The 23,555-nt window shown below is 56.1% G+C and carries 22 protein-coding genes, 1 other RNA gene and 1 pseudogene; 16 read left to right on the forward strand and 8 right to left on the reverse strand.

What is annotated here, in order from left to right; all coding sequences use genetic code 11:
- Positions 1-62: 62 nt before the first annotated feature.
- The gene (grpE, locus tag LJX92_RS22670; protein ID WP_194439227.1) at positions 63-623 is read right to left on the reverse strand and encodes a nucleotide exchange factor GrpE; all 561 of its coding nucleotides are present in this window, start codon (positions 621-623) and stop codon (positions 63-65) included.
- Positions 624-877: 254 nt separating this feature from the next.
- Between grpE and recN the strand changes: the two genes are divergently transcribed.
- Complete coding sequence (gene recN, locus LJX92_RS22675) at positions 878-2,551, forward strand: DNA repair protein RecN (protein WP_032879439.1); 1,674 nt, start codon at positions 878-880, stop codon at positions 2,549-2,551.
- 86 nt (positions 2,552-2,637) lie between these two features.
- On the opposite strand, the gene fur is transcribed toward recN, so the two are convergent.
- Complete coding sequence (fur, locus tag LJX92_RS22680; protein WP_003194220.1) at positions 2,638-3,042, reverse strand: ferric iron uptake transcriptional regulator; 405 nt, start codon at positions 3,040-3,042, stop codon at positions 2,638-2,640.
- 98 nt (positions 3,043-3,140) lie between these two features.
- On the opposite strand from fur, the gene LJX92_RS22685 reads away from it, so the two are divergent.
- Complete coding sequence (locus LJX92_RS22685; RefSeq protein ID WP_005791510.1) at positions 3,141-3,668, forward strand: outer membrane protein assembly factor BamE; 528 nt, start codon at positions 3,141-3,143, stop codon at positions 3,666-3,668.
- A 63-nt stretch (positions 3,669-3,731) separates the two neighbouring features.
- On the opposite strand, the gene LJX92_RS22690 is transcribed toward LJX92_RS22685, so the two are convergent.
- Positions 3,732-4,034 carry an RnfH family protein gene (locus LJX92_RS22690; RefSeq protein ID WP_078822325.1) on the reverse strand — a complete coding sequence of 101 codons (303 nt, stop codon included), beginning with the start codon at positions 4,032-4,034 and terminating at the stop codon, positions 3,732-3,734.
- Positions 4,027-4,461 carry a type II toxin-antitoxin system RatA family toxin gene (locus LJX92_RS22695; RefSeq protein WP_005791512.1) on the reverse strand — a complete coding sequence of 145 codons (435 nt, stop codon included), beginning with the start codon at positions 4,459-4,461 and terminating at the stop codon, positions 4,027-4,029. Before LJX92_RS22695 ends, LJX92_RS22690 begins: the two co-directional genes overlap by 8 nt.
- 167 nt (positions 4,462-4,628) lie before the next feature.
- Here LJX92_RS22695 and smpB point away from each other — a divergent pair, with 167 nt between their 5' ends.
- A complete protein-coding gene (gene smpB / locus LJX92_RS22700) occupies positions 4,629-5,111 on the forward strand; it encodes an SsrA-binding protein SmpB (protein WP_005791513.1) in 483 nt (160 codons plus the stop codon).
- A gap of 36 nt (positions 5,112-5,147) precedes the next feature.
- On the opposite strand, the gene LJX92_RS22705 is transcribed toward smpB, so the two are convergent.
- A complete protein-coding gene (locus LJX92_RS22705; RefSeq protein ID WP_005791515.1) occupies positions 5,148-5,915 on the reverse strand; it encodes a GntR family transcriptional regulator in 768 nt (255 codons plus the stop codon).
- Positions 5,916-6,163: 248 nt separating this feature from the next.
- Here LJX92_RS22705 and LJX92_RS22710 point away from each other — a divergent pair, with 248 nt between their 5' ends.
- From LJX92_RS22710 to LJX92_RS22730, 5 genes are all read left to right on the forward strand, one after another.
- Complete coding sequence (locus tag LJX92_RS22710; protein WP_032879436.1) at positions 6,164-7,858, forward strand: lactate permease LctP family transporter; 1,695 nt, start codon at positions 6,164-6,166, stop codon at positions 7,856-7,858.
- A 70-nt stretch (positions 7,859-7,928) separates the two neighbouring features.
- On the forward strand, positions 7,929-10,739 hold the full coding sequence (locus tag LJX92_RS22715) for an FAD-binding and (Fe-S)-binding domain-containing protein (RefSeq protein WP_228308975.1): 2,811 nt from the start codon (positions 7,929-7,931) through the stop codon (positions 10,737-10,739).
- Between the two features lie 136 nt (positions 10,740-10,875).
- Positions 10,876-11,154, forward strand: a complete 279-nt coding sequence (locus tag LJX92_RS22720) for a hypothetical protein (RefSeq protein WP_228308976.1) — start codon at positions 10,876-10,878, stop codon at positions 11,152-11,154.
- A 94-nt stretch (positions 11,155-11,248) separates the two neighbouring features.
- Positions 11,249-11,645, forward strand: a transfer-messenger RNA (tmRNA) gene (ssrA, locus tag LJX92_RS22725).
- 183 nt (positions 11,646-11,828) lie between these two features.
- Complete coding sequence (locus LJX92_RS22730; RefSeq protein ID WP_228308977.1) at positions 11,829-13,085, forward strand: integrase domain-containing protein; 1,257 nt, start codon at positions 11,829-11,831, stop codon at positions 13,083-13,085.
- A 66-nt stretch (positions 13,086-13,151) separates the two neighbouring features.
- Here LJX92_RS22730 and LJX92_RS22735 read toward each other — a convergent pair whose 3' ends face one another.
- Complete coding sequence (locus LJX92_RS22735; protein ID WP_228308978.1) at positions 13,152-15,968, reverse strand: TrlF family AAA-like ATPase; 2,817 nt, start codon at positions 15,966-15,968, stop codon at positions 13,152-13,154.
- Between the two features lie 233 nt (positions 15,969-16,201).
- On the opposite strand from LJX92_RS22735, the gene LJX92_RS22740 reads away from it, so the two are divergent.
- The 5 genes from LJX92_RS22740 to LJX92_RS22760 all read left to right on the forward strand — a co-directional run bounded on the left by LJX92_RS22740 (position 16,202) and on the right by LJX92_RS22760 (position 18,735).
- A complete protein-coding gene (locus LJX92_RS22740) occupies positions 16,202-16,474 on the forward strand; it encodes a hypothetical protein (protein ID WP_228309928.1) in 273 nt (90 codons plus the stop codon).
- 93 nt (positions 16,475-16,567) lie between these two features.
- Positions 16,568-17,536: a DUF932 domain-containing protein gene (locus tag LJX92_RS22745; protein WP_228308979.1), complete on the forward strand. Its 969-nt coding sequence runs from the start codon at positions 16,568-16,570 to the stop codon at positions 17,534-17,536.
- A 115-nt stretch (positions 17,537-17,651) separates the two neighbouring features.
- Positions 17,652-18,149, forward strand: coding sequence for a RadC family protein (gene radC / locus LJX92_RS22750; RefSeq protein ID WP_228308980.1), 498 nt, complete (start codon positions 17,652-17,654; stop codon positions 18,147-18,149).
- Positions 18,150-18,162: 13 nt separating this feature from the next.
- A complete protein-coding gene (locus LJX92_RS22755) occupies positions 18,163-18,372 on the forward strand; it encodes a hypothetical protein (protein ID WP_228308981.1) in 210 nt (69 codons plus the stop codon).
- 57 nt (positions 18,373-18,429) lie between these two features.
- A complete protein-coding gene (locus LJX92_RS22760) occupies positions 18,430-18,735 on the forward strand; it encodes a hypothetical protein (protein ID WP_228308982.1) in 306 nt (101 codons plus the stop codon).
- Here the strand turns inward: LJX92_RS22760 and LJX92_RS22765 are convergent.
- Complete coding sequence (locus LJX92_RS22765) at positions 18,722-19,069, reverse strand: helix-turn-helix domain-containing protein (protein ID WP_021492912.1); 348 nt, start codon at positions 19,067-19,069, stop codon at positions 18,722-18,724. The genes LJX92_RS22760 and LJX92_RS22765 overlap by 14 nt on opposite strands.
- 139 nt (positions 19,070-19,208) lie before the next feature.
- Here LJX92_RS22765 and LJX92_RS22770 point away from each other — a divergent pair, with 139 nt between their 5' ends.
- The 3 genes and pseudogenes from LJX92_RS22770 to LJX92_RS22780 all read left to right on the forward strand — a co-directional run.
- On the forward strand, positions 19,209-19,562 hold the full coding sequence (locus LJX92_RS22770) for a hypothetical protein (protein WP_228308983.1): 354 nt from the start codon (positions 19,209-19,211) through the stop codon (positions 19,560-19,562).
- A 132-nt stretch (positions 19,563-19,694) separates the two neighbouring features.
- Positions 19,695-20,486 (forward strand): hypothetical protein, encoded by a 792-nt coding sequence (locus LJX92_RS22775; RefSeq protein WP_228308984.1) that lies wholly within the window; start codon positions 19,695-19,697, stop codon positions 20,484-20,486.
- Positions 20,486-20,588, forward strand: a pseudogene (locus LJX92_RS22780) (transposase domain-containing protein); the annotation flags it as partial. The gene LJX92_RS22775 and the pseudogene LJX92_RS22780, both read left to right, overlap by 1 nt.
- Positions 20,589-20,729: 141 nt before the next feature.
- Here the strand turns inward: LJX92_RS22780 and LJX92_RS22785 are convergent.
- Entirely contained in the window at positions 20,730-23,555 is a 2,826-nt protein-coding gene (locus tag LJX92_RS22785) for a DEAD/DEAH box helicase family protein (protein ID WP_228308985.1), read from the reverse strand.

Genomic DNA, 23,555 nt, shown 5'->3' on the forward strand with positions numbered 1-23,555 from the left:
TTGTGGCTAACTGCGGTAGCACTTAAACGCTTGACTTATAGATGGGGGCCTCGCGGCGGATTTCAAGCCTGCTCATCAATAGAAGGTGCAGCGGGTGCAGGAGCCTTGCTCACCACCACCATTGCCGGGCGCATCAAGCGACCATTGAGCTGGTAACCCTTCTGGAACACCTTCATCACGCTGTTAGGCTCCAGATCGTGGCTTTCCTGCATGGCCATGGCCTGGTGATGCTCAGCATTGAACGGCTCGCCGCCTTGCGGATCGATCGCTTCCAGCTGATAACGCTTCAGGGTGTCCTGGAACATTTTCAGCGTCAGCTCGATACCTTCACGCATTGGGCGGATGTTTTCGTCGGCCGGGTCAGACAACTCAAGACCACGTTCAAGACTGTCGATGATCGGCAGCAGATCGCCAGCGAATTTTTCCAGCGCGAATTTGTGAGCCTTTTCTACGTCCTGCTCGGCACGGCGGCGGACGTTCTGCAGATCGGCGGCAACACGCAACGATTGATCCTGCGCAGCGGACAATTGCTCTTCGAGCACTTGCACGCGGGTGGCCAGCTCATCACCGGCAGCCGCATTGGCGTCTGGAGTTTGCGTATCCTGCATCTGTTCGTCAGCCATAGATTTCTCCTTTCAAAATCATGCGCGATATCGACTCGCGCTTCTGTTCCGGTATATGGGGCCACAATTTCCAGGTTCAAGGGCGCGGGCGTTACCAAAAGTCTTTCGCATGACTCGGATCATTTCCTGCTCCTACATTCCTCATCGCGCTAAAAAAAGCTGTTGATCAAGCAAATCGAGCTAAGCGCCAGGATTGTCAGCCACAAACAAAACACTGTATAAATAACCAGACCTCAAGCCTGGGAGCGGCCGTCATGCTCGTGCACCTGTCTGTACATAACTACGCAATCGTTGAACATCTGGATCTCGAACTGGATCGCGGGATGAGCGTAATCACAGGCGAAACCGGCGCCGGCAAGTCGATCATGCTCGACGCCCTCGGCCTGACCCTCGGCGACCGCGCCGACAGTGGCGTGGTACGCCCAGGCTCCGACAAAGCCGATATCCTGGCCACCTTTGACCTGGCCGACATTCCCGAGGCCGAAGCATGGCTGGTCGAGCGCGACCTGAACAATGAAGGCCCGTGCATTCTGCGCCGGGTGATCACTGCCGAAGGTCGCTCCCGCGGCTATATCAACGGCACGCCGTGCCCACTTGGCGACTTGAAAGCCCTAGGTGAGCTGCTGATCGATATCCACAGCCAGCATGAACACCAGTCCCTGCTCAAAACCGATACTCACCGCCGACTGCTCGACGAATACGCCGGCGCCACCGACCTTGCCCGCCAGGTTCAACTGGCCGCCCAACGCTGGCGCCAGACACGCCAGGAACTGGAACGCCTCTCCAACTCCGGCGATGAACAACGCGCCCGCCACCAACTGCTCAGCTATCAACTCGAAGAGCTTGAAAGCCTGGGCCTGGGCGAGACCGAACTGGAGCAGCTTGAGCAGGAACACAAGAACCTGACCAATGCAGAGACCTTGCTGGGTATCTGCCGCCAGGTCGTCGAGCAATGCAGCGAGAGCGACTCGGGCAATGTGCTCAACGCACTGACAGCCAGCCTCAATCGCCTGTCCAGCGTGAACAATGCTTCCGGCTCGTTGAATGAGGCCACTACCCTGCTCACCAGCGCACAGATCCAGGTTGAAGAAGCCGTCGGTGAACTCAACCGCTTCCTGGACCACTTCGATGCCGATCCGGCACGCCTGCAGGAAATAGAAGAGCGCCTGGACACCATCTATACCCTGGCGCGCAAGCATCGAATCCAGCCCACTGAACTGGCTGCCATGCAACAGAAGCTGCTGGATGAAATCGACACACTGAACGCCAACGACGAGTCCATCGAGCGACTGGGCGAGGAACTCGCTTCGTTTGCCCGCCATTATCAGGAAAAGGCCCAGGAGCTGAGCGACCTGCGCCAACAGGCCGCCACCAGCCTGGCCAGCGCCGTCGAGCAGGAAATCCAGCGCCTGGGTATGCCGGGCGGGCGCTTCACCATCGAACTGCGCGCCAACGCCAGCCACGAACTGCAGCCCCATGGGCTGGAGCAGGTAGAACTGCTGGTCAGCGCCAACCCGGGTCAGCCACTCAAGGCCCTGGCCAAAGTGGCCTCAGGCGGCGAGCTGTCGCGGATCAGCCTGGCGATCCAGGTGATCACCGCCCAGACCTCGCGGGTACCAACGCTGGTATTCGATGAAGTAGACGTTGGCATCGGCGGGCCAACCGCAGAGATTGTTGGCCAGTTGTTGCGTCGCCTGGGAGATCGCGGCCAGGTACTCACGGTGACTCACTTGCCGCAAGTGGCCGCTCAGGGCCATCAACATCTATTTGTGCACAAGGTGCGCGGCAGCGACGCGACGCACACGGCCGTCTCCAAGCTGAACAAGTCCGAACGGGTAGAAGAAGTTGCGCGGATGCTCGGCGGTATCGACCTGACCAAGGAGTCGCTGGCTCACGCGAAAAAAATGGTCGTGGCCGCGAAGGCTTGAACGGGTACTTTTCCTCTTTATAGAAAGCACGAAGGCGACCCTAGGGTCGCCTTCAATCGTTTCGCAGAGCAAAACTGCGTCGATTTTTACTTTTTCTTACGGATGTACAGCACCAGATTATGGTCAACCAAATCGAAACCGTGCTCCTCAGCAATCTTATGCTGCAGCGCTTCGATTTCAGGGCTGGTGAACTCGATAACCTCATTGGTATCCAGATCAACCATGTGGTCATGGTGACCACCGTCAGCCAGTTCGAATACTGCATGACCGCCGTCGAAATTATGGCGAACCACCAGCCCTGCGGCTTCAAACTGGGTCAGTACACGGTAAACCGTGGCCAGGCCGACGTCCTCGTTAGACTCCATCAGCGCCTTGTAAACATCCTCGGCACTCATGTGGCGTTGCTCAGCAGAATCGAGCATTTGTAGAATCTTGACTCGTGGCAGAGTCACTTTGAGACCGGCTTTGCGTAGTTCGCTATTTTCAACCATGGTTAGCTTTCTCGCGGATGCTGCTTCGCAGCTTCTCTTAATACGGGTATGATCGGCGTTTACGTTGTCCCAGCCAAGATAGTGGAAGTCGCCCACCGATGCAAAACACCAAGCTCTTGCTAACCAGTTTCACCTTTGTGGGACTGCTCGCACTCGCCGGTTGTTCATTCCCCGGGGTTTACAAAATCGACATCCAGCAGGGCAATGTCGTCACGCAGGACATGATAGACCAGTTACGCCCGGGAATGACCCGACGGCAAGTACGGTTTATCATGGGTAACCCCCTGCTGACCGACACATTCCATGCCGATCGCTGGGATTATCTCTACAGCCTGCAGCCCGGTGGCGGTGAACGCCAACAGGAGCGCGTCAGTGTCATCTTCAATGGCAATGACCAGCTCGTGAGCCTGTCCGGTGACTTCATGCCCGGCGTGAGCCGCGATGAAGCCTTGCTGGGCAAGGACAGCGGCACCAACGTGACCGCACCTGCGCAGGAAGCCGAAAAGCCGAAATCCGAGGTGCCGGCCAAGCCAGGCTCCTTGCTGGACCAGATCCAGAAAGACGTCGACGGTGTCGAAACTGTACCCGTCCCGACACCACAGCCTCTGGACACCAGCCCGCAATAATTTTGCGACGCTCGATAAAAAGCCCGGCATGCCGGGCTTTTTGTTGCCTGCCGGTTGGCAAGCCTAGGCGTTCTGTCGCTTGAGCATCGCCGCCTTGGCCGCACGCAGCCTGCGTATTTCCTTGGGGTCTGCCAGCAATGGCCGGTAGATCTCGATCCGATCTCCCGCCTGCACGGCACGCACATCAGCGTCCGGCACCACCTTACCGAAGATACCCAACGGGCAGTCCGCCAACGCCAACTGCGGAAAATGCTCTGCAATGCCCGACGCCAGCACTGCCGCCCTCAGGCTTGTGCCCACCGGTATCGCCACCGCCAGCAGAACCTGGCGATCCACGTCGGCATACACCACTTCAATATCAACCATGCAATTGCTTGGCTCGCTGACAGAAAGCGTCCACCAAGGTATTTGCGGCCTGATTGAACAGTGGCCCCAAAGTCGCCCGCACAATGGGGCCAGCGTAATCAAATGAAAGATCCAGGCTGATCTTGCAGGCCTTATCCGTCAGCGCCTTGAACACCCACACGCCGTGCAGCTGGGTGAACGGCCCTTCCTGCAAATTCATTTCAATGGATTTGCCCGGCACCAGCACATTGCGCGTAACAAAATGCTGGCTGAGGCCACCCTTGGCCACACCAACACTGGCGACCATGTGCTCATCACTGCTCTCCAACACCTCGGCAGTCGAACACCAAGGCAGGAATTCCGGGTAACGCGCCACGTCGTTGACCAGGTCATAGAGCGCCTGTGCCGGATAGGGCAGCAGGGCCGAACGTTGAATATGCGTCGTCATGTGAGCGTTACTTCCACTGCTTAAGGCAAACGTCGCGAAAGTACAGCCCGATCCGCGAGAGAAAAAAACCAAAGAACTGCCCGTATTGTCCGGGATTCGTCCAACACGCTCAAGCACGCAGGTTGACCGTAGCCGACACGCTCGCAACTCCCTATAATGCCGCCCCTATGGCTAAACAAAAGAAACACCCCACAGGGACCATCGCGCAAAATAAAAAGGCGCGACACGATTACTTCATCGAACATCGGTTCGAGGCTGGTCTGGTCCTGGCCGGCTGGGAAGTAAAAAGTCTGCGTGCCAGCAAACTGCAGCTGGTCGACAGCTATGTGCTGCTCAAGGATGGCGAGGCGTGGCTGCTCGGCAGTCATATTACCCCGCTGACCACCGCGAGCACCCACGTGATTGCCGACCCGGTGCGCACGCGCAAGCTGTTGCTCAATGCCCGCGAACTCGAAAAGCTCGCCGCGGCCGTGCAGCAAAAAGGCTACGCGTGCGTCTGCCTGTCGTGGTACTGGAGCAAGCACCTGGTCAAGTGCGAAATCGCACTGGGCAAGGGCAAGAAGGAATACGACAAGCGCGACACCGAACGCGAGCGCGACTCCAATCGCGAACTGCATCGCGCCGTGCGCAACAAGGGCAAGGAAGACTAACCCTTGTAATGATGTAGCCGCGGGCACCCCCCGTGGCTACATGCCCTTACGTCGCTCCGCCCGCGCTACCCGCTGAACCTCCTGCCGCACTTCCTCCAACACTTCCTGCACGTACAACAGGTGACGTGTTGAAACGTCGCGCGCCTGCTCGGCCCGCCCCTCGATAATCGCCAGGTACAAGTCCCGGTGCTGACTGATCAGCATGTCGCGGGTCTCGGTGCGCTGCTGATACATACCGCCAATATTGGTCACCACGTTGCGCTTGAGCAGGTCGAACAACCCGCGAATGGTGTGCAGCAGCACCGCGTTATGACTGGCCTCGGCGATCGCCAAGTGAAACCTTGCATCCGCAGCGCCCTCCTCCACTCGGCTCACCTCGTCGGCTCGCGCATAGCAGTCCTGCAGCGCCTCGAACGCTGCCGTCAATCGCTCACGGTCGACCTCGGTAGCACGCAATGCCGCGTAATAAGCACACGAAGCCTCCAGAGTCTGGCGAAACTCCAGAAGGTCGCGCTGCGCCTCGGGATTGTTTTCCAGCAGATGCAGCAGCGGATCACTGAAGGTCGAACCCAGGGAATCCACCACATAGTTGCCGCCGCCCTGCCGACTGACCAGCAACCCCTTGGCCGCCAATTTCTGGATCGCCTCACGCAATGAAGGGCGCGACACACCAAATTGTTCAGCCAAGGCGCGTTCGGCCGGCAAGCGCTCGCCCGACTTCAACGTGCCCTCAAGGATCATGCCCTCAAGCTGCTCGACAATATCGTCAGACAAACGGCGCTGACGCACCTGATCAAACCCCATAACTCACTCTCCACCATCCCGACCACTCGCCGGGGCCCCTATTCTGGCCTATCGCCGCGCTGGCAGCACCTATCAGAACACCTTCGATTTACCCGATCAGAACACTCACACCCACTCTCAGACCAAAGTTTGACGAGCGGCAAATTGACACACCCTGCCAAGGCTCTTAATCTAGCCCACAGCGATTGTAAATTGGTATTACCAATTATCCAAGCTGACCAAACAACAACAATCAGGGGCCACCCCATATGCAAACCTGGCAACAGCTCTACAGCCCTCTCGGCAGCCTCGGCCTGTCCGCACTGGCCGCCGTTATTCCAATCGTGTTCTTCTTCCTGGCCCTGGCCGTATTCCGCCTCAAAGGCCATGTGGCCGGCAGCATCACCCTGGCATTGTCGATCCTGGTCGCCATCTTCGCCTTCCAGATGCCGGTCGACATGGCCCTGGCAGCGGCCGGTTACGGGTTTGCCTATGGCTTGTGGCCGATCGCCTGGATCATCGTGGCGGCGGTGTTCCTCTACAAGCTGACGGTCAAGAGCGGGCAGTTCGAGATCATCCGCAGCTCCGTCTTGTCGATCACCGATGACCAACGCCTGCAGGTGCTGCTGATCGGCTTCTGCTTTGGCGCCTTCCTGGAAGGCGCGGCCGGGTTCGGCGCACCCGTGGCAATCACCGCCGCGCTGCTGGTGGGCCTGGGCTTCAACCCCCTGTACGCCGCGGGCCTGTGCCTGATTGCCAATACCGCGCCGGTGGCGTTCGGCGCACTGGGCATTCCGATCATCGTCGCAGGCCAGGTCACTGGCATCGATGCGTTCAAGATCGGCGCCATGACCGGCCGCCAACTGCCGCTGCTGTCGCTGTTCGTGCCCTTCTGGCTGGTGTTCATGATGGACGGCCTGCGCGGCGTGCGTGAAACCTGGCCGGCAGCCTTGGTGGCCGGCTTGAGCTTTGCCGTCACCCAGTACTTCACCTCCAACTTCATTGGCCCGGAACTGCCAGACATTACCTCGGCACTCGCCAGCCTGATCTCCCTGACACTGTTCCTGAAAATCTGGCAACCCAAGCGCACCGCAGGCGCGCAGATTGCCGGTGCCACCTCCAGCGTAGCGGTCACCTCCAGCGCCGGCGGCTTTGGTTTGCCACGCAGCACAGTGGTTTCACCCTACAGCCTGGGGCAAATTTTCAAGGCCTGGTCGCCCTTCCTGATCCTGACCGTTCTGGTCACCATCTGGACGCTCAAACCCTTCAAGGCCATGTTCGCCGCGGGCGGTTCGATGTACAGCTGGGTGTTCAACTTCGCGATCCCCCACCTGGATCAATTGGTGATCAAAGTCGCACCCATCGTCACCAACCCCACCGCCATCCCCGCCGTCTTCAAGCTGGACCCGATTTCGGCCACCGGCACCGCGATCTTCTTCTCCGCGCTGGTCTCGATGCTAGTGCTGAAAATTGATATCAAGACTGGTCTTACCACTTTAAAAGAGACTTTCTTTGAGCTGCGCTGGCCGATCCTGTCCATCGGCATGGTGCTGGCGTTCGCCTTCGTCACCAACTACTCCGGCATGTCCTCGACAATGGCCCTGGTACTGGCTGGCACCGGCGCCGCCTTCCCGTTCTTCTCGCCCTTCCTCGGCTGGCTGGGGGTTTTCCTGACCGGCTCGGACACCTCATCCAACGCCCTGTTCAGCTCGCTGCAAGCCACCACCGCCCACCAGATTGGCGTCAACGACACCTTGCTGGTAGCGGCCAACACCAGCGGCGGCGTGACCGGCAAAATGATCTCGCCGCAATCGATCGCCGTGGCCTGCGCAGCCACGGGCCTGGTGGGCAAGGAGTCCGATCTGTTCCGCTTTACCCTCAAGCACAGCCTGTTCTTTGCCACCATCGTCGGGCTGATCACCCTGGCGCAGGCGTACTGGTTCACCGGTATGCTGGTGCACTGAGACCTGCACGTAATAGGGTAAGAATCGACGCCGGACAACGATGCCGGCGTCTGCTATTTCTGGAGGACCGATGAGCCTGCCTGCTGCTTTTCTCAGCGACGTCGCACAACTGATCCCGCAAGATCGCCGCTTCGACGATCCACTTTCCACCCTCGCCTTCGGCACCGACGCCAGCTTCTACCGATTGATCCCACAACTGGTGATCCGCGTGGAGTCAGAAGACGAAGTCGTCGCACTGCTGCAACTGGCCCAGCGCGATCACGTGCCGGTGACCTTCCGGGCCGCGGGCACCAGCCTGTCCGGCCAGGCGATCAGCGACTCGGTGCTGATCGTGCTCGGCGACAATTGGAACCACCGCGAAATTCGCGGGCAAGGCACACAGATCCGCCTGCAACCCGGCGTCATCGGCGCCCAGGCCAACGCCTGGCTCGCGCCGTTCGGGCGCAAGATCGGCCCGGACCCGGCGTCGATCAACGCCTGCAAAATTGGCGGCATCGTTGCCAACAATGCCAGCGGCATGTGCTGCGGTACGGCACAAAACACCTATCACACCCTGGCAGGCATTCGTTTGGTACTGGCCGATGGCAGCCGCCTGGACACCGAAGATGCCGCCAGCGTGCAAGCCTTCCGCCAAACCCACAGTGCACTGCTTGAGCGCCTGGCCACGTTGGGCCGCGAGACGCGGGCAAACGCTGAACTGGCTGCGAAGATTCGCCACAAATACCGTCTGAAAAACACCACCGGCCTGTCACTCAACGCCTTGGTGGATTTCGACGACCCGCTGGATATCCTCAGCCACCTGCTGGTCGGCTCGGAGGGCACCCTGGGGTTTATCAGTGCGGTCACCTACGACACGGTGATCGATCACCCGAACAAAGCCTCGGCGCTGATCGTGTTCCCGGATGTCGAGACATGCTGCAACGCAGTAACGGTGCTGAAAACCCAGCCGGTTTCAGCCGTTGAACTGCTGGACCGACGCAGTATGCGCTCGGTGCAAGACAAACCGGGTATGCCCGCATTCGTACAACACTTATCGGAAAATGCCTGCGCACTGCTGATCGAATCCCGCGCGGCCTCGCCGTCATTACTGCACGAACAACTAACGCTGATCATGGCCTCTCTGGCGGCGTTTCCCGTAGAAAAACAGGTCGACTTCACCGAAGACCCCGTGGAAAACGCCCGCCTGTGGGCAATCCGCAAAGACACCTTCCCCGCCGTAGGCGCGGTGCGCAAAACCGGCACCACCGTGATCATCGAGGACGTCACCTTCCCCGTCGAACAACTGGCGATCGGCGTAAACCGCCTGATCGAACTGTTCGACAAACATCACTACGACGAAGCCATCCTTTTCGGACACGCCCTGGAAGGCAATCTGCACTTTGTATTCACCCAAGGCTTCAACAGCAGCGAAGAAGTCACACGCTATCAAGCGTTCATGGACGACGTCGCACAACTGGTGGCGGTGGAGTTCGGTGGCTCGCTGAAGGCCGAACACGGCACCGGTCGCAATATGGCGCCGTTCGTTGAACTGGAATGGGGCAGCGACGCCTATCAATTGATGTGGCAACTCAAGCGCCTGCTCGACCCCAACGGCATCCTCAACCCGGATGTGGTGCTCAGCGAAGACCCACAAATCCACCTCAAACACCTCAAGCCCCTGCCCGCCGCCGATGAGCTTGTGGACAAGTGCATCGAGTGTGGCTTCTGCGAACCCGTGTGCCCCTCAAAAGGCCTGACTCTGAGCCCGCGCCAGCGCATTGTGATCTGGCGCGACATCCAGGCCAAACGCCGCGCAGGCGTAGACACCACTGAACTGGAAGCGGCCTACCACTATCAAGGCATCGACACCTGCGCCGCCACCGGGCTATGCGCCCAACGCTGCCCTGTAGGCATCAATACCGGCGACCTGGTGAAAAAGCTGCGCAGCCGCGAAGCAGACCGTACGAAAACCGCCGAATGGCTCGCCAGCCATTTCGCCACCGCACTGCAAGGTGCGCGCTTCACCCTGCACGTCGCCAATGGTGCACGCATGTTATTGGGTGCCCCGCGCCTGAAGAAGTGGTCAGCCACCGTGAACAGACTGTCCAAAGGGCAAATCCCGCAGTGGACCAATGCCGTGCCACAACCGGAAAAAGCCATTCGCTTCAGCCCGCCTGTAATGGATGAGCGCCCGCGGGTGGTCTACCTGGCCGCCTGTGTCTCACGCGCCATGGGCCCGGCAGCCGGCGATAAAGAACAGATGTCGCTGTACGACAAAACCCGCAACCTCCTGGAAAAAGCCGGTTACCAAGTCGTATTCCCCGACAATCAAGACAACCTGTGCTGCGGCCAGCCCTTCGCCTCCAAAGGCTATGCCGAGCAGGCCGAACACAAGCGCCAGGAACTGATCGGCGCCCTGCTCCACGCCAGCCGAGGCGGCCTCGACCCGATCTATTGCGACACCAGCCCCTGCACCCTGCGCCTGGTACAAGACCTCGGCGAAACCCGCCTGGACCTCTACGACCCGGTACGTTTTATCCGCACCCACCTAATGGACCGCCTCGACTTCACGCCGCAGGAAGCCCCCATCGCCGTACACGTCACGTGCAGCACCCAGCACCTGGGCGAAAGCCAGGCCCTGATCGAACTGGCCCGGCGCTGTGCAAAAACCGTCGTCATCCCCGAAGGCATTCACTGCTGTGGCTTTGCCGGCGACAAAGGCTTCACCACCCCGCAACTCAACGCCCACGCCCTGCGCTCGCTCAAGCACGCCGTGCAACATTGCAGCGAAGGCATCTCCACCAGCCGCACCTGCGAGATCGGCCTGAGCCAGCATGGCGGCATCGACTACCACGGCCTGGTCTACCTGGTAGACCGCGTCACCCGCGCCCGCGCCCACTGACCCGGCAAAAAAACCGAACCCTGGCGCACCAGCGCAGTCATCTGCATAGGCCTCGACAAACGAGGCCCATCAGTGATGTCGCTGGCAGCGGTTGCACGCCAGCAGCGTCGAGCCCTTTTGCGCAAGGAGACACCCTATGAAGCGTTCCGCTCTTGCTGGCTTGTTCATGACCGCTGCGATGCTCGCCTCCCCCGCCTTCGCTGCCGGTGACAAAGACCTGTGCCAGATCAACCTGGACAAAATCAACAACGGCAAAGCCCTGCTGTCCACCGATACCAGTGGCAAAAGTGGCGAAATAGACACCGCCGTCTCCCAGGCCAAGGCCGCCCACGACGCAGGTGATGAGAAGAAGTGCATCGAAATCACCTCCAAGGCCCTGCAAGACCTGCAGAACAGCGACAAAGGCGGCCAGTAAGCGATAGGGCCAACCTTCGGGTTGGCCTTCGCTGAGCTTTTGGCGTACACTGCACAGGCTTGTCACTCACTAAGAAACAACGAGTTACAAGCACGGGGCCGTTTAGGATTCGACGCCGGTCGCGAAACTTTAGGTGCATGCCGAGTTGGTAACAGAACTCGTAAATCCACTGTTGCAACTTCTTATAGTTGCCAATGACGAAAACTACGGCCAGGAATTCGCTCTCGCTGCGTAAGCAGCCTTAGCCCTGAGCTTCTGGTACCTTCGGGTCCAGCAATCACCAGGGGATGTCTGTAAACCCAAAGTGATTGTCATATAGAACAGAATCGCCGTGCAGTACGTTGTGGACGAAGCGGCTAAAACTTACACAACTCGCCCAAAGCACCCTGCCCTTCGGGTCGCTGAGGGTTAACTTAATAGAAACGGCTACGCATGTAGTACCGACAGCGGAGTACTGGCGGACGGGGGTTCAAATCCCCCCGGCTCCACCACTTCATCATCTAAAGACGTCCACGGACGTCTTTTTTTGTGCCTGAAATCCAGTGAATACTGGGGTTTCAGCGCCATCAGCGTCCACAGACGTCCAGGAGCAGCCACCCTTTATGGCATTCCAATTGGCATTCCAAGCCCAACAGTGCTAATTTTTGGAATGCCAACCCCACCCTGGAATGCCAATGTGCGCACAAGCGGTTCGCCTCTCTGAACTCAAAATCAAATCTGCCAAGCCTGCTGAAAAGGACTACGTCCTGTTCGACGGCGGCGGACTTCAAATGCGAGTGAGAAGTAATGGCTCAAAGCTATGGAACTTCAACTATCGGCACCCCGTGACGAAGAAGCGAATCAACATGGGCCTCGGTACCTTCCCAGAAGTCTCGCTAGCGCAAGCACGAAAGGGCTCCATTGCAGCGAGGGAAATACTTGCCCAGGGCATCGATCCCAAAGAACAACGAGATGCAGTGCTGCAAGCAAAGCAAGCTGAAACCGAGCACACATTTAAGAATGTCGCGACGGAATGGTTTGAACTGAAGAAGGATGCGGTCACACCAGCTTATGCCGAGGACATCTGGCGCTCGTTGACGCTGCATGTATTTCCGGATTTGGCCACCACACAGATTTCAGCCATCAGCGCACCACAAGTCATCAACCTTCTTCGACCACTCGAAACCAAAGGTAGCCTTGAAACCGTCAAACGGCTGTCACAGCGACTCAACGAGATCATGACTTACGGGGTCAATTCAGGACTGATACACGCAAACCCACTCAGCGGGATTCGCTCCGTCTTCAAGAAGCCGAAAAAGAAAAACATGGCGGCACTTGCTCCCGATGAGCTGAAAGAGCTCATGGTGGCAATTGCCAATGCCAGCATAAAAAGAACTACGCGCTGTCTGATCGAATGGCAGCTCAATACCATGACTCGCCCAGCGGAGGCTGCAACCACGCGCTGGGCCGACATCGACTTCGAGAAGAAGATCTGGACGATTCCTGCTGAGCGCATGAAGAAACGCCGCGTACATATCGTGCCGCTCACAGATCAAGCACTGGCGCTGTTGGAGGCAATCAAACCATACAGCGGACACCGAGAGTATATATTTCCTGCAGACCGGGACCCTCGAACACACTGCAACAGCCAGACCGCCAACATGGCGCTAAAGCGCATGGGCTTCGAAGGTCGGCTGGTGAGCCATGGCATGCGCTCAATGGCCAGCACCATCCTCAACGAACACGGCTGGGATCCTGAGCTGATCGAGGTGGCGCTTGCGCACGTCGACAAAGATGAGGTTCGCAGCGCCTATAACCGAGCGGACTATATCGAGCGCAGACGACCGATGATGGCTTGGTGGAGTGAACACATTCAAGAGGCAGCCACCGGCAATCTATCGGTGGCTGCCATTAAGGAAAGTAGGGACAGAAAAGTCGTATCGATACGCTGATCTAAGGACTGCTCTAAACCCGGAGCTGACCTTCAGAGTTACATCACGCCACCCAGTAGGCGAAGGTCAAAAATGATACTTGTCGAAGCGCCTTTTGAACGCCTCAGCGGAGCCTTCCATGATGTTTAGGACCGCGTTAGCCGAGTGAGCTTGGTCAAGCCCTCCTATTGCTAGCTGTGTTCCGCGCCCTTCCCTCACATCAAGGGCGAAAACCAGATCGGTATCAGCATTTACTGGCAGGTTTGCATTGTGTGTGGTCAAGATGAGCTGCCTCCGGTTTTTCACCTTGCGAAGTAAAGGAACCAACTCGTGGTAGATAAAGTTCGAGTCCAGCTCATCTTCAGGCTGGTCTATTAAAATCGGACCATCACCCTGAGCAAGAAGTAGCTTAAGAACCGCTGTATTCCTCTGGCCTTCTGAAAGTACCCGACTTTGGATATTGCCCACGAGTGTTCCATCCGCACGATAGAGCTCTACATCTACCTTGTCTTCTATTCGAGTGAGGCGTGCCGCACGCCACTTGCTTTTCTGCTCAACGAAATGCTTTCGAATATCATCTGATAGACCTGCTATTTCTAATGGGCCAGGCAGCTCGCCCATCAGCACCGCCTTGATATACAGCCATGGAGATTGTAAGCCTGGTTTAACATCGGCCAGATGCTGTTGAAAATCTGCAAAGAGCGCTGTACCGATTTGTTCCCAGACTCTACCGATTCTGGCACGGCGGTCAGGGGCCATTCCTTCCCAGACTTCTTGAAAGTGGACTTCGTCGGCCATCGGCTGGATACACACATTGATAGAGCGGTCGGCCTTCTGCGTAATTTCCTGAGCAGTTCGAGCTCTAACCATAAGCTGTTCAGACCAAAGATCATGCAGCTTGCTCAGCATTGAATCCCGTCTTTCCACTTCGGGTGTGAGGGCCTCGATTTTCCTTAGTAGATCCTCAAGGTTGGCTTGCTTGATCTGACGAAGCCTGTCGATTTCCTGAAGGCGTGCAACATCTTGAGGCTGAAGACCTCTTTCTTCACAGGCGCGAAGGAATCCAGCCTTAATCGCATTTAGCTCAGCGGAAACGGAATTCCAGCCCCCAAGTTGCTGTTCCAATTCATCGGCGTCTTTCTGCATCTCGGCAGCTAGCTCTGCGAGCTTATGTGAGTGCTTCTGGCGAAGCGCAACAGCTCCCTGTGTGTAGAGGTTGAACCAATCAGATCTTGGCCAAGCCTCAACGTTACCGTCGTTCAACGCGCCACGATCGGACAGCTGTTTAGCAAGATCATTGAGTGAACCGGTATCTTTAACCAACTGCGCTTTCGCTTTCTCCAAATATTGCCGAGCCGCCTCCGCTCGCTGGTATTGAAGCGCTTCTGCCTGCACCTCTTTTCGAGCCTGCCATTGGCGGTTCAGCTCTTGCAGCTCCTGGGCCAATTCCTTTTCTACTTTCCGTAACTCATCTAACTGATCGGAAGCAGCAAATACCTGAACGATCTCGGCTCGCAGGGTATTTTCTCGCCCCTTAAGCGCTTGAAGCTCTGCACTACAAGCCTCATCCACCATGCCCAGCAAGCTACCTTCACCACCAATATCGGTAAGCTCACTAAGCTGCTGCTGGCTGTAGAACTGAATTGGAATTTGCTTCAGGTAGGCTGGAATATCGTGCACTTCGCCCTGCAGCATTGCATGAGCGGCGTCTGGGCGAAGCGAGATGATGTCAACTTGGCCAGGTACGCTTTCCCAACCGACTTGGATTTCCGCATCGCCCGAGAACGTACCTCTGAGCCGTTCGAACTTTGCCTTAGTTGACGCGGAAAATTGACCACCAGTGTCCCGAGCAAAAGCAAAGCGAAGTAGCTCCATCAGCGTCGACTTACCAGTTCCACGCCCACCAATAACAGTGTTCAAATTCGGTGAAAAAGCAATTTCTTGGTCCGCTAGAAACTTCAGCCCGCTGCATTTCAGAAAAACAATTCTAGGGTGAGTCTGCTCTTCTGATGGCCTTGCATCTTGGAGGCGTAAGCGAGATGTCCCATCTAAAAACGCTTGTCGTAGTGCCACGATAGAAGGCTTGGAGGCTTTTAGCCATGTCCAGCGGTAGCCCAAAGAGTTGGCAATGGGACGGCCGTCCTCCCCTACCTTCAGAGACTTTGCATCTGAGGACTGAACATAGGCGGGCTGACGTCCGCGCCTCGACCAGTCAGGATTGCTACCCTCTAGGATCGACTTGAATCTCTGCGGCATTGGATAGGTAGTCACCTCAACAGCCAGAAGACCCGGATTCTGGTAATCCGCAATGTTATTTGCTGATGACAGCATCCCATCTGCTTGATCAGCATGAGCGGCTATCACTATGCCTGCATGCTGTTCTTGAACAACCTCCAGCAACTCCTTCAAGCTGATTGTTCGCCCCTCTCTGCGTAGTAGTGCAGGCTCTCCAGCTCTGAATCGTTCATGTTCAGCCAAGCCAAGCTTCGTGAGAATCATGTTAACGCGCTGAACATGCCGCTGTTTCTTAGCTGGATCAAATAGGCAAAGAACGTGATAGCCAATGTCGACTTCAAATCCTGGAAAAATAGAGATTGGCGCGCGATTAAGCTCTTTAGCGACTGACTTATTCTGTTCGACCAAATGGGTGAGAAACCAGTCACGCGGATCTGCTTTCTCCGAAAAATTGTGGTCAGTAATACCGATCATTTCTAGGTCGAGCTCATGACAGCGTCGGAGGAACTGCTTGGCCTTTACTTGAATGGCTTGCTCGCAAGGTTTCCCGTCGATTATCGGACGACGAATGTGAAGGCGCAGATCATCGTCTGCCCAATGTCGATTGTCTTCAGGCGTTTGTACCTGAAAGTCGGATTTGAGCCAGCGCATTCCCTGATATTCGACCACTATTTACCTCCAATTCCATTTTCGCGCTTGGCGGACGATCGAAGCATACTGCCATAGGGGCATCTTAGGGTTTGTAGGTAATCACTACACTCCCTACAGGAGCGCCGTCTATTCGATTCAAAGAAATTTCAACCACACATTACCGCAATGACATAACCAACAAGAAGGTTCACACCATGTCATTGCAGTGTCCCCGCTGTCACTCCCCAAAAGTCGCTTCATTCCATCACGCCATGAAAATCGGCGCGAGCATCGGCACCGTTGGCGGTGCTGCGCGCGGCATCAGTGCTGCGCTAGCTGGCGGTCAAGCTGGTGCGCTTATTGGCGCTATTGCTGGGCCTTTGGGTATCACACTAGGCTCCGTATCGGGTGCCATCCTCGGTGGCCTCGCCGGCGGGGTTGGTGGTTGTGCACTCGGCGCCCAACTCGGTGAGTCTCTCGATCGCCACGTCCTGGCCCACAACCTCTGCCTGCTATGTGGTCACCGCTTTAACCTACCGACCTAATCAGGTCATTTTCTCTTCTATCTATTACGTCCGTTTCGGTGCTGCGTTGTGCGCGGAGCTTTATGACGGATAGCATCCAAAGGAATCACAATCATGGCTCATCTCGTCGAAACTATGGCCTACGCCGGAGCAACTCCTTGGCATGGCCTTGGCAATCACCTCACTCAAAAGCAACCCATCGAAGTTTGGCAACGCGAAGCCGGCATGGACTGGGACATTCAGGAAAGCCCCGTCCTCTTCAAATCAGAGAGCATCGGCCACCTGGGCGCGATCCATTCCTTCCCCGAACAGAAAGTGCTGTTGCGTTCGGATACCAAGGCGCCGCTGTCAGTCGTTTCCCTGCGCTACCATACCGTGCAGCCTCGGGAAGTTTTGGAGTTTTATCGTGACCTCACCGAGGTCTCCGGCTACGAGCTGGAGACTGCGGGGGTACTCAAAGGTGGTCGCAAGTTCTGGGCGTTGGCGCGTACCGGGCAAGGTGCTGCGCTCAACGGTAACGATCAAGTCAACGGCTACCTGCTGCTGGCCACGTCCTGCGATGGCACCCTGGCCACCACGGCAACACCCACCACCGTGCGCGTGGTATGCAACAACACTCTGACGATAGCCCTGGACGGCTCATCTCGTGCAATCAAGGTGCCGCACAACACCCGCTTCGATCCGAAGGTAGTGAAGAAGCAACTCGGCATAGCCGTCTCCGGTTGGGACGAGTTCATGTATCGCATGCGCCATCTCGCTGAACGCAAAGTTCAGTGGCATGAGGCTCTTGGATATTTCATGTCAGTGTTGTGCGAGGTAAATCCGAGCAATCAATTACCGGAGCAGCTACCCAACGAGCGCGCCCTGCGCAAGGTTCAGGAGCTGTACGAAGGTCGCGGCCGAGGCAGTCAGCTGGACTCGGCTCGCGGTACCGCCTGGGGCCTGCTCAACGCCGTAACCGAGTACGTCGACCACGAACGTCGCGCCCGTAGCAACGAGTACCGCATGGACTCGGCCTGGTTCGGTCAAGGGGCGCAGATCAAGCAACGTGCTCTGGACACCGCCCTGCAGCTTGTCGCCTAACCGGTTACTTCCTCTCCCAGAACGCCCGATCAGCAACGAGGCTGATCGGGCGTTTCTATTTCTGCAAGGTGAACGCTATGAACGCTACCAACAGATAACCATCAAGGAACTCCACATGCGCCTACATAAGCTGAAGGCTAGTGAATCTACCGGCACCTACCAAATCGAGTCGCCGATCAGTGAAGCCGACATCCTGCTAATGGCCCGGCAATTGGCAAACCTACGTCTGCGCCGAGGACGGGCATTAACTTCGCCGAAGGAAGTGTTCAGCCATCTGCAAGCGCTGCTGGCCGATTACGAGCACGAGGTATTCGCCTTGCTCCTACTTGATAACCGGCACCGAGTAATCGTATTTCACGAACTCTTCAGGGGCACGTTGGACGGTGCCAACGTCTATCCCCGCGAAGTCGTCAAGACCGCCCTAGAGCACAACGCGGCAGCAACTGTATTGGTACATAACCACCCTTCCGGTGATCCAGAACCTAGCCAAGCAGACCTCAACCTGACCCACAAACTACAGGAGGCCTTGAACCTGGTTGGGGTGCGAACGCTGGATCATATCGTGGTAGGTCACGAGGGCTGCGTATCGCTGGCGGAGCAGGGCTATCTATGAGGAGAAAACGACGATGAAGCTACTACGCATGTTTGCGGCCGTGCTGATGTTCACCGGCATTCTTGCAGGCTGCTTGGCCATCCTACTGATGGTGTTTCTGATGGTGCGGTTTCCGCCACTGCTGATCGCCGTACTGTTGGCGTGTTGGATGTTCTGCCGTCTCTTGAAGGCATTGGCACCCAATTCAGCAGCGGCAGACGCCACAACGGTAGCACCGAAATAAACCTACTTGTGAGCCTCAGGCATGCACTAGGGCCTCAACTCAATAGGAAACATAACGATGAACAGACAGCGTCTGATCTGCGACTCCAGCGCCGTGCTGACGCGTGACGCCGCCAAAGGGCTGACCTTGCTGATCGGGTTACTCAATGGCGCAATCGAGGGCGCTCAAAGTCCGCATGAAAGGTTCGGCCAGTCCGCTCTTCCCAGCGGGCTAACCGCCGTTGTGCATGCTTACCCAGCTGCCAGAAAAGAGCCCGATGAGGTTGTGCGGTTCCACCTCGCCGACTTTGACTCTCTATGCCTCCGCTGTGGCGCGTTATTCAACGAGGCAGCCGAAATCAATGAGCGGCTTAACCCCGGCTGAGGCGCGCCACCAAACTCTCCACAAACTCCAGCACTAGCGTACGGTCATCTGAGTCCAGTACGGATAACAGACCCTGCAGTCGACGCGCCTGATCCTCCTGACGCGTGCTGCCCTCAGTCAGCAAGTCGGCAGTCTCGCAGCCGAAGACCGTCGCCAGCTCAATTAAGCGTTCGATGTTAGGCATCACGACGCCACGCTCAATACGGGATACGGCCTCGCTTCCAATCCCTAGCTTTTCCGCAACCTGCTCCTGACTCAACTTACAGCGAATGCGCTGACGCGCAATGGCTTGGCCAACAAGCTCCGCCAGCTGCTTCGATTTGGTTCTTGACATGCCACCCTCCAATTCAACCCGGATAGTTGGCTATCAACCTGTTGACATGAAGGACTTATCAAACCGAGACTCACCCTAGAAGGTTGGTATTCGACTTTTTCTCAAAACCACTATCTCTTGCAGGGAGCTCGGAAAACCCATGATCGTCGTAACAGGTCTGAATGAGATGCAGATTGAAGGTCTCGTGAAAAGCAAAGCGTCCTTCGAAATCCATGGCCTCAGGGGAAATTTCATGGCAGGCATCAAACTGGTCGAAACCAAGATTGAAAGCCTGGGGCTGAAGTGTCGAGTCAAAAGCGATGTGAAAAGTGCAGTGGTCCAAGGCGGTGCACTCGGCGCCGTATTCAGCATCCTGACAACACCCGCCACATTGACCATCGCGGCATTAACGGCCACAGCAGGGGTAGGGCATACGCTCGTTACCTACAACCCCGATTACGAAATCATCAAGGACTACGTCAACAAGCGGCTCAAGGTTGTTTACAAGAAGTAGCCCTCCTCATTCCCACTGCCACCAACAGCGAAGAGCACCACTGCGCTGTTGGACTCGCGTGCTTCGCCACCGGTCGTGAAACGGCCGGTTCCTCTTTCTCGCTCGCAACAAACCACAAATAGGAGTTACCTCATGAAACGGATACTCAGCATTCTGCTGCTCGCGTTCTGCGCCAATGCCAATGCCGTCATTGACCATTACGCCTGGAACAACATTGCCTACCCGGACGAGACCTCCATCAATGGACTCCCCGAAGCGATCCCCTGCATCAATAAGAAAGCCTTCAATGGTCAGCCGCTGATCAAGTGCACCTGGCTGGAAAACGCCCGCGAGGTGCTCATCTGGAATGCTCAGCGCCAGCAGGATATACGCTACGTCAACCAAGTAAGCGGTACGTGCCTACGCGGCAAGTGCCGAACAAACGCCACCATCGTGGGTGACTGGAACCAGGACGTGTTCTTCACCCTGTCGATCTGGTATCGCATCGGAGTCAGCACCGACGGCAAGCCGGTGGCCTACCGTGTCGATACCTCGCATCAGGTGTCCTATGCCGAGGCGGGATCTCTCCTGCACCAGTTCTATCTGGACATTGGCGTCCCAGATAATCAACTTTTACCAACGTTCGACGGGCGCTATCAAGGTGGTTATGCAGCTTGGCAGGCACAGAAGGGGCGTGCACAAGCATCGACACAGCAGTCACTTGCCACCTCGGCCCAATTAGAATGGCCGGACGTGAAAAGTGCCTGGTGCAATCCGCGTATGGATGACGATTGCTACATCAATGAGAAGAAGGTACCGATTGCTGACCTTGGTAAGTGGTTGCCGGCAGTTGCTGAATCGAACATCGACCAGATCGGCGGCTTCTGCGAGACCATCCTCTGTTTCGATAAGGACAATCACCCCGTCGGTTATCTGTTGCAGTAACGGCCACTGCGCAGAGCTACAGTTTGGTGGAAACCGCCAAAACCAACTACCAAGAACCTTATGTCTGGCTGCGCCACACACTCAAAGCTGCCGCATGTGTAGGCGGTGGCGGACTATGAGCGCTTTTTCCTGGGACTGCTCGCCAGCGGTGCCACGGTGAACCTAATTCCTACTTTCCGGTAGGTGGGGATCAAAGACACACAAAAAAGGGTAGCCGGAGCTACCCTTTTTTCCTGGTCTGTCCTACGCCTGCAGAGCTAAACCCAGCTCGTTAGATAGCTCATAGCGGGTCAAAAGCTCAGTGTCTGCTTGGCGCGTGTATTTTGCGGCAAGACCTGCCAACGTAGAGTTTCCAACCACGTCCGTATGTGGCACTAATAAATAAGACCACGGCTTACCGCCAGTTTTCTTCGCATGGAACTCAGTGGCGATATGTGCCCAAAGCGCTGCGGTTTCTGCTTTGCGCAATACCACCGTATGGCTAATTTCATCCGCGCGCTTGGTCTCAATAATCAAAATGCGGTCTTGCATTTCAACCACAAAATCTGGCTGGTAAGGCAAGCCATCTGAGTCATACAGTTTGAATTGGTTGGGGCCGGGTTTCATCCACAGCTTAACACCATTTTCTTTTTCTAAAATCTCGCTCAGTTTACGTTCCGTATCTGAGTCAAACTTAGCCAATGGATAGCAGGATTTACTGAAACCGCTAAAAATATAACGCTTGATCTCGTTAAGCTTTGGCGGCGCCTGACGAAAGTCCAATGAATATTGGCTACCCGCATTCTCGAAAGTTTGTGGACGCAAGTCTTGGAAGGCCGCGCTCACAGTAACGCGGTAATTTGTTTTCCCACGCCACATATTTTTTTTCATATCCGCAAAGATGACATCGGCCATTTGCCGAGAGTGGCCTTGCAGCACACTACGCAATTCTTCAGGCTTATCGTATTTTGCTTGATAGTGAGTAACTACTTGGCCAGCCAGCAGGTAAAGCACTTCAGAGTGCGTGTCGTAATCAATCTCTGGGAAGTCCATGAGTTTGGCAACAATATAGTTCTCTAGGCACTCTTGCTGCTCATCATGGGCGTCGCCGCTAATGGACTGCGTTTTCTCTGTGCGCAAGACCTGAATCAATAACTCGTTCGAGAGCGGTTGATGGTTCCAGTGTTTAAGATCCAGCGCGAACGGTTTAAAACCAAAAGACACATCTTGGGTCGGCGTGATGGTCAGTGCCGGAATGGCAATAATTCGCTCAACGAACTGACTGCAAATCGACTTCACGATTGCTTCAATTTTCAGCGTTTCAACCGGAAATATCTCAGCTTGCGGTGTTTGCTCCGCTTGAATGGCCTGAACAATAGCGGCTTGCACTTCCGGCTTATTGATATCCGCAAGGCTTCCTACTTGTTTAGCGGTCTGCTGAACCACAATCTGAAGGGTCTTCTCAGCCACTTCCACTTCTTGCGCTGTTTGCAGAATAAAAGGCGCAGGCGCCTCAGCCACACTGACAGGGCTCGAGGGAGCAGGAATTTTATAAGCAGTACTTTTTTCACTACCTTCTGCTTTCGGCAGCATGGACTGCACCAAGTGCTGCACCACATTTGGCGTAGTGACAGCCTCAGGTTTCGTTGAGGTCACGTCACCGTCTTCACCAATAAAAACCTGCTTAAGTTTCTTGGTAACGCCGTTTTCCGTTTTGGCCAACTCAATCAGTTCATTGAAGCGGTCGTGGGCAATAACGGTGAGCTGATCGACTTCAGCAACCCCCGTGCGCTTGCCATAAGGTAAGCGCAGGCCACGCCCCAAGGTTTGCTCGGTCAGAATATCGGAAGCTGAGGCACGCAATGGAACAATGGTGAACAGGTTGGTAACGTCCCAGCCTTCTTTGAGTTTGTTAACGTGAATAACGATGTCGGTATCGCCGCTTTTTTCGATGTTCAGCAAGCGCTGCGCATTCTCGTCACTCTCCTCCCCGGACGTTTTTGAGTGGATTTCGATAACACGGCCTTTGTAACGGCCACCGAAAAAACCGTCCGACTCCACAAACTGTCTTACCTCGGAGGCGTGCGTGGTGTCCTTGGTCACCACCAACATAAACGGTCGCACTATCGGCTTATCGTAGTTTTTGGCGTAGGTTTCCAGCGCCACCTTGACATGCTCGTGGTAGTTAATTCCGTCCTCAAGCATGATGCGCTCCAGCGCATCGGCATCGACCGACTTCGAATTAAAGTTCGCCCGAGTACCAATGGCAGGTTCCTTCACATAACCATCCTCCATTGCATCAGGCAGGTCGTAGCGGTACACCACATTTTTAAATGGCTGGGGCTTACTACCCGTAGTCTTCGGCGTCGCCGTCACCTCAAGGCCCATAATGGGCTGCAACTCGGCAATGGCCTTGAATCCGGCACTGCCACGATAACGGTGCGCTTCGTCCATCAGCAGTACCAGGTCCTTAAGCTCAGACAGGTACGAGAAATAGCTTTCGCCTATGTACTCTTGCAGGCGCTTGATACGAGGAGCAGCCCCGCCTCGTACCTCGGAGTTGATCTTCGAAATGTTAAAGATATTGATGATCACACTTTCGCGGCCGAATAGATCCGCGCCACGCACACCACGGCCTTCCTCATAGTTTTCAGCGTTAACGATCAAAGGCGGGTTATGGGCAAAGGCTTCTATGCCTTTGAACACATATTTAGGGCTGCGTGGATCGAAATCGAACAGCAACTTCTCATAAATCGTCAGGTTTGGCGCAAGAATGAAATAGTTTCGGCTCTTGCCGATCATGTGCAAATAGCTGATGAATGCGCCCATTAAGCGGGTCTTGCCGACGCCGGTGGCAACGGAGAAACAAACCGATGGGAAGTCGCGTTCGAAATCTGCAAAGTCCGCATCAGTAACCTCACAGAATGCCTGACGCACCTGCTGCCTAGCGGCCTCTACATCAGTGCCCTTTTTCGGGTCAACCAGTCCAACGATGGTGTCTAGGCGCCGCAGCGCCTCTGCCTGAGGCTTACGTAACGAGAGGCGCTGACTAATTTGGGCAACAACACGATCCTTGTTTAGTTCAGTCAT

The sequence above is a fragment of the Pseudomonas sp. HN8-3 genome, assembly GCF_020790195.1.
Taxonomy (GTDB): domain Bacteria; phylum Pseudomonadota; class Gammaproteobacteria; order Pseudomonadales; family Pseudomonadaceae; genus Aquipseudomonas; species Aquipseudomonas synxantha_A.

Excerpts from the sequence above, each read along its gene's own strand:
- LJX92_RS22760 (WP_228308982.1), top strand. The coding sequence starts at position 18,430 with ATGAACAGACAGCGTCTGATCTGCGACTCCAGCGCCGTGCTGACGCGT.
- LJX92_RS22690 (WP_078822325.1), bottom strand. The coding sequence starts at position 4,034 with ATGGTTGATATTGAAGTGGTGTATGCCGACGTGGATCGCCAGGTTCTG.
- LJX92_RS22685 (WP_005791510.1), top strand. The coding sequence starts at position 3,141 with ATGCAAAACACCAAGCTCTTGCTAACCAGTTTCACCTTTGTGGGACTG.
- LJX92_RS22715 (WP_228308975.1), top strand. The coding sequence starts at position 7,929 with ATGAGCCTGCCTGCTGCTTTTCTCAGCGACGTCGCACAACTGATCCCG.
- LJX92_RS22710 (WP_032879436.1), top strand. The coding sequence starts at position 6,164 with ATGCAAACCTGGCAACAGCTCTACAGCCCTCTCGGCAGCCTCGGCCTG.
- LJX92_RS22730 (WP_228308977.1), top strand. The coding sequence starts at position 11,829 with ATGTGCGCACAAGCGGTTCGCCTCTCTGAACTCAAAATCAAATCTGCC.
- LJX92_RS22765 (WP_021492912.1), bottom strand. The coding sequence starts at position 19,069 with ATGTCAAGAACCAAATCGAAGCAGCTGGCGGAGCTTGTTGGCCAAGCC.
- smpB (WP_005791513.1), top strand. The coding sequence starts at position 4,629 with ATGGCTAAACAAAAGAAACACCCCACAGGGACCATCGCGCAAAATAAA.
- LJX92_RS22755 (WP_228308981.1), top strand. The coding sequence starts at position 18,163 with ATGAAGCTACTACGCATGTTTGCGGCCGTGCTGATGTTCACCGGCATT.
- radC (WP_228308980.1), top strand. The coding sequence starts at position 17,652 with ATGCGCCTACATAAGCTGAAGGCTAGTGAATCTACCGGCACCTACCAA.
- fur (WP_003194220.1), bottom strand. The coding sequence starts at position 3,042 with ATGGTTGAAAATAGCGAACTACGCAAAGCCGGTCTCAAAGTGACTCTG.
- recN (WP_032879439.1), top strand. The coding sequence starts at position 878 with ATGCTCGTGCACCTGTCTGTACATAACTACGCAATCGTTGAACATCTG.
- LJX92_RS22745 (WP_228308979.1), top strand. The coding sequence starts at position 16,568 with ATGGCTCATCTCGTCGAAACTATGGCCTACGCCGGAGCAACTCCTTGG.
- LJX92_RS22720 (WP_228308976.1), top strand. The coding sequence starts at position 10,876 with ATGAAGCGTTCCGCTCTTGCTGGCTTGTTCATGACCGCTGCGATGCTC.
- LJX92_RS22775 (WP_228308984.1), top strand. The coding sequence starts at position 19,695 with ATGAAACGGATACTCAGCATTCTGCTGCTCGCGTTCTGCGCCAATGCC.
- LJX92_RS22740 (WP_228309928.1), top strand. The coding sequence starts at position 16,202 with ATGAAAATCGGCGCGAGCATCGGCACCGTTGGCGGTGCTGCGCGCGGC.
- LJX92_RS22785 (WP_228308985.1), bottom strand. The coding sequence starts at position 23,555 with ATGACTGAACTAAACAAGGATCGTGTTGTTGCCCAAATTAGTCAGCGC.
- LJX92_RS22770 (WP_228308983.1), top strand. The coding sequence starts at position 19,209 with ATGATCGTCGTAACAGGTCTGAATGAGATGCAGATTGAAGGTCTCGTG.
- grpE (WP_194439227.1), bottom strand. The coding sequence starts at position 623 with ATGGCTGACGAACAGATGCAGGATACGCAAACTCCAGACGCCAATGCG.
- LJX92_RS22695 (WP_005791512.1), bottom strand. The coding sequence starts at position 4,461 with ATGACGACGCATATTCAACGTTCGGCCCTGCTGCCCTATCCGGCACAG.
- LJX92_RS22705 (WP_005791515.1), bottom strand. The coding sequence starts at position 5,915 with ATGGGGTTTGATCAGGTGCGTCAGCGCCGTTTGTCTGACGATATTGTC.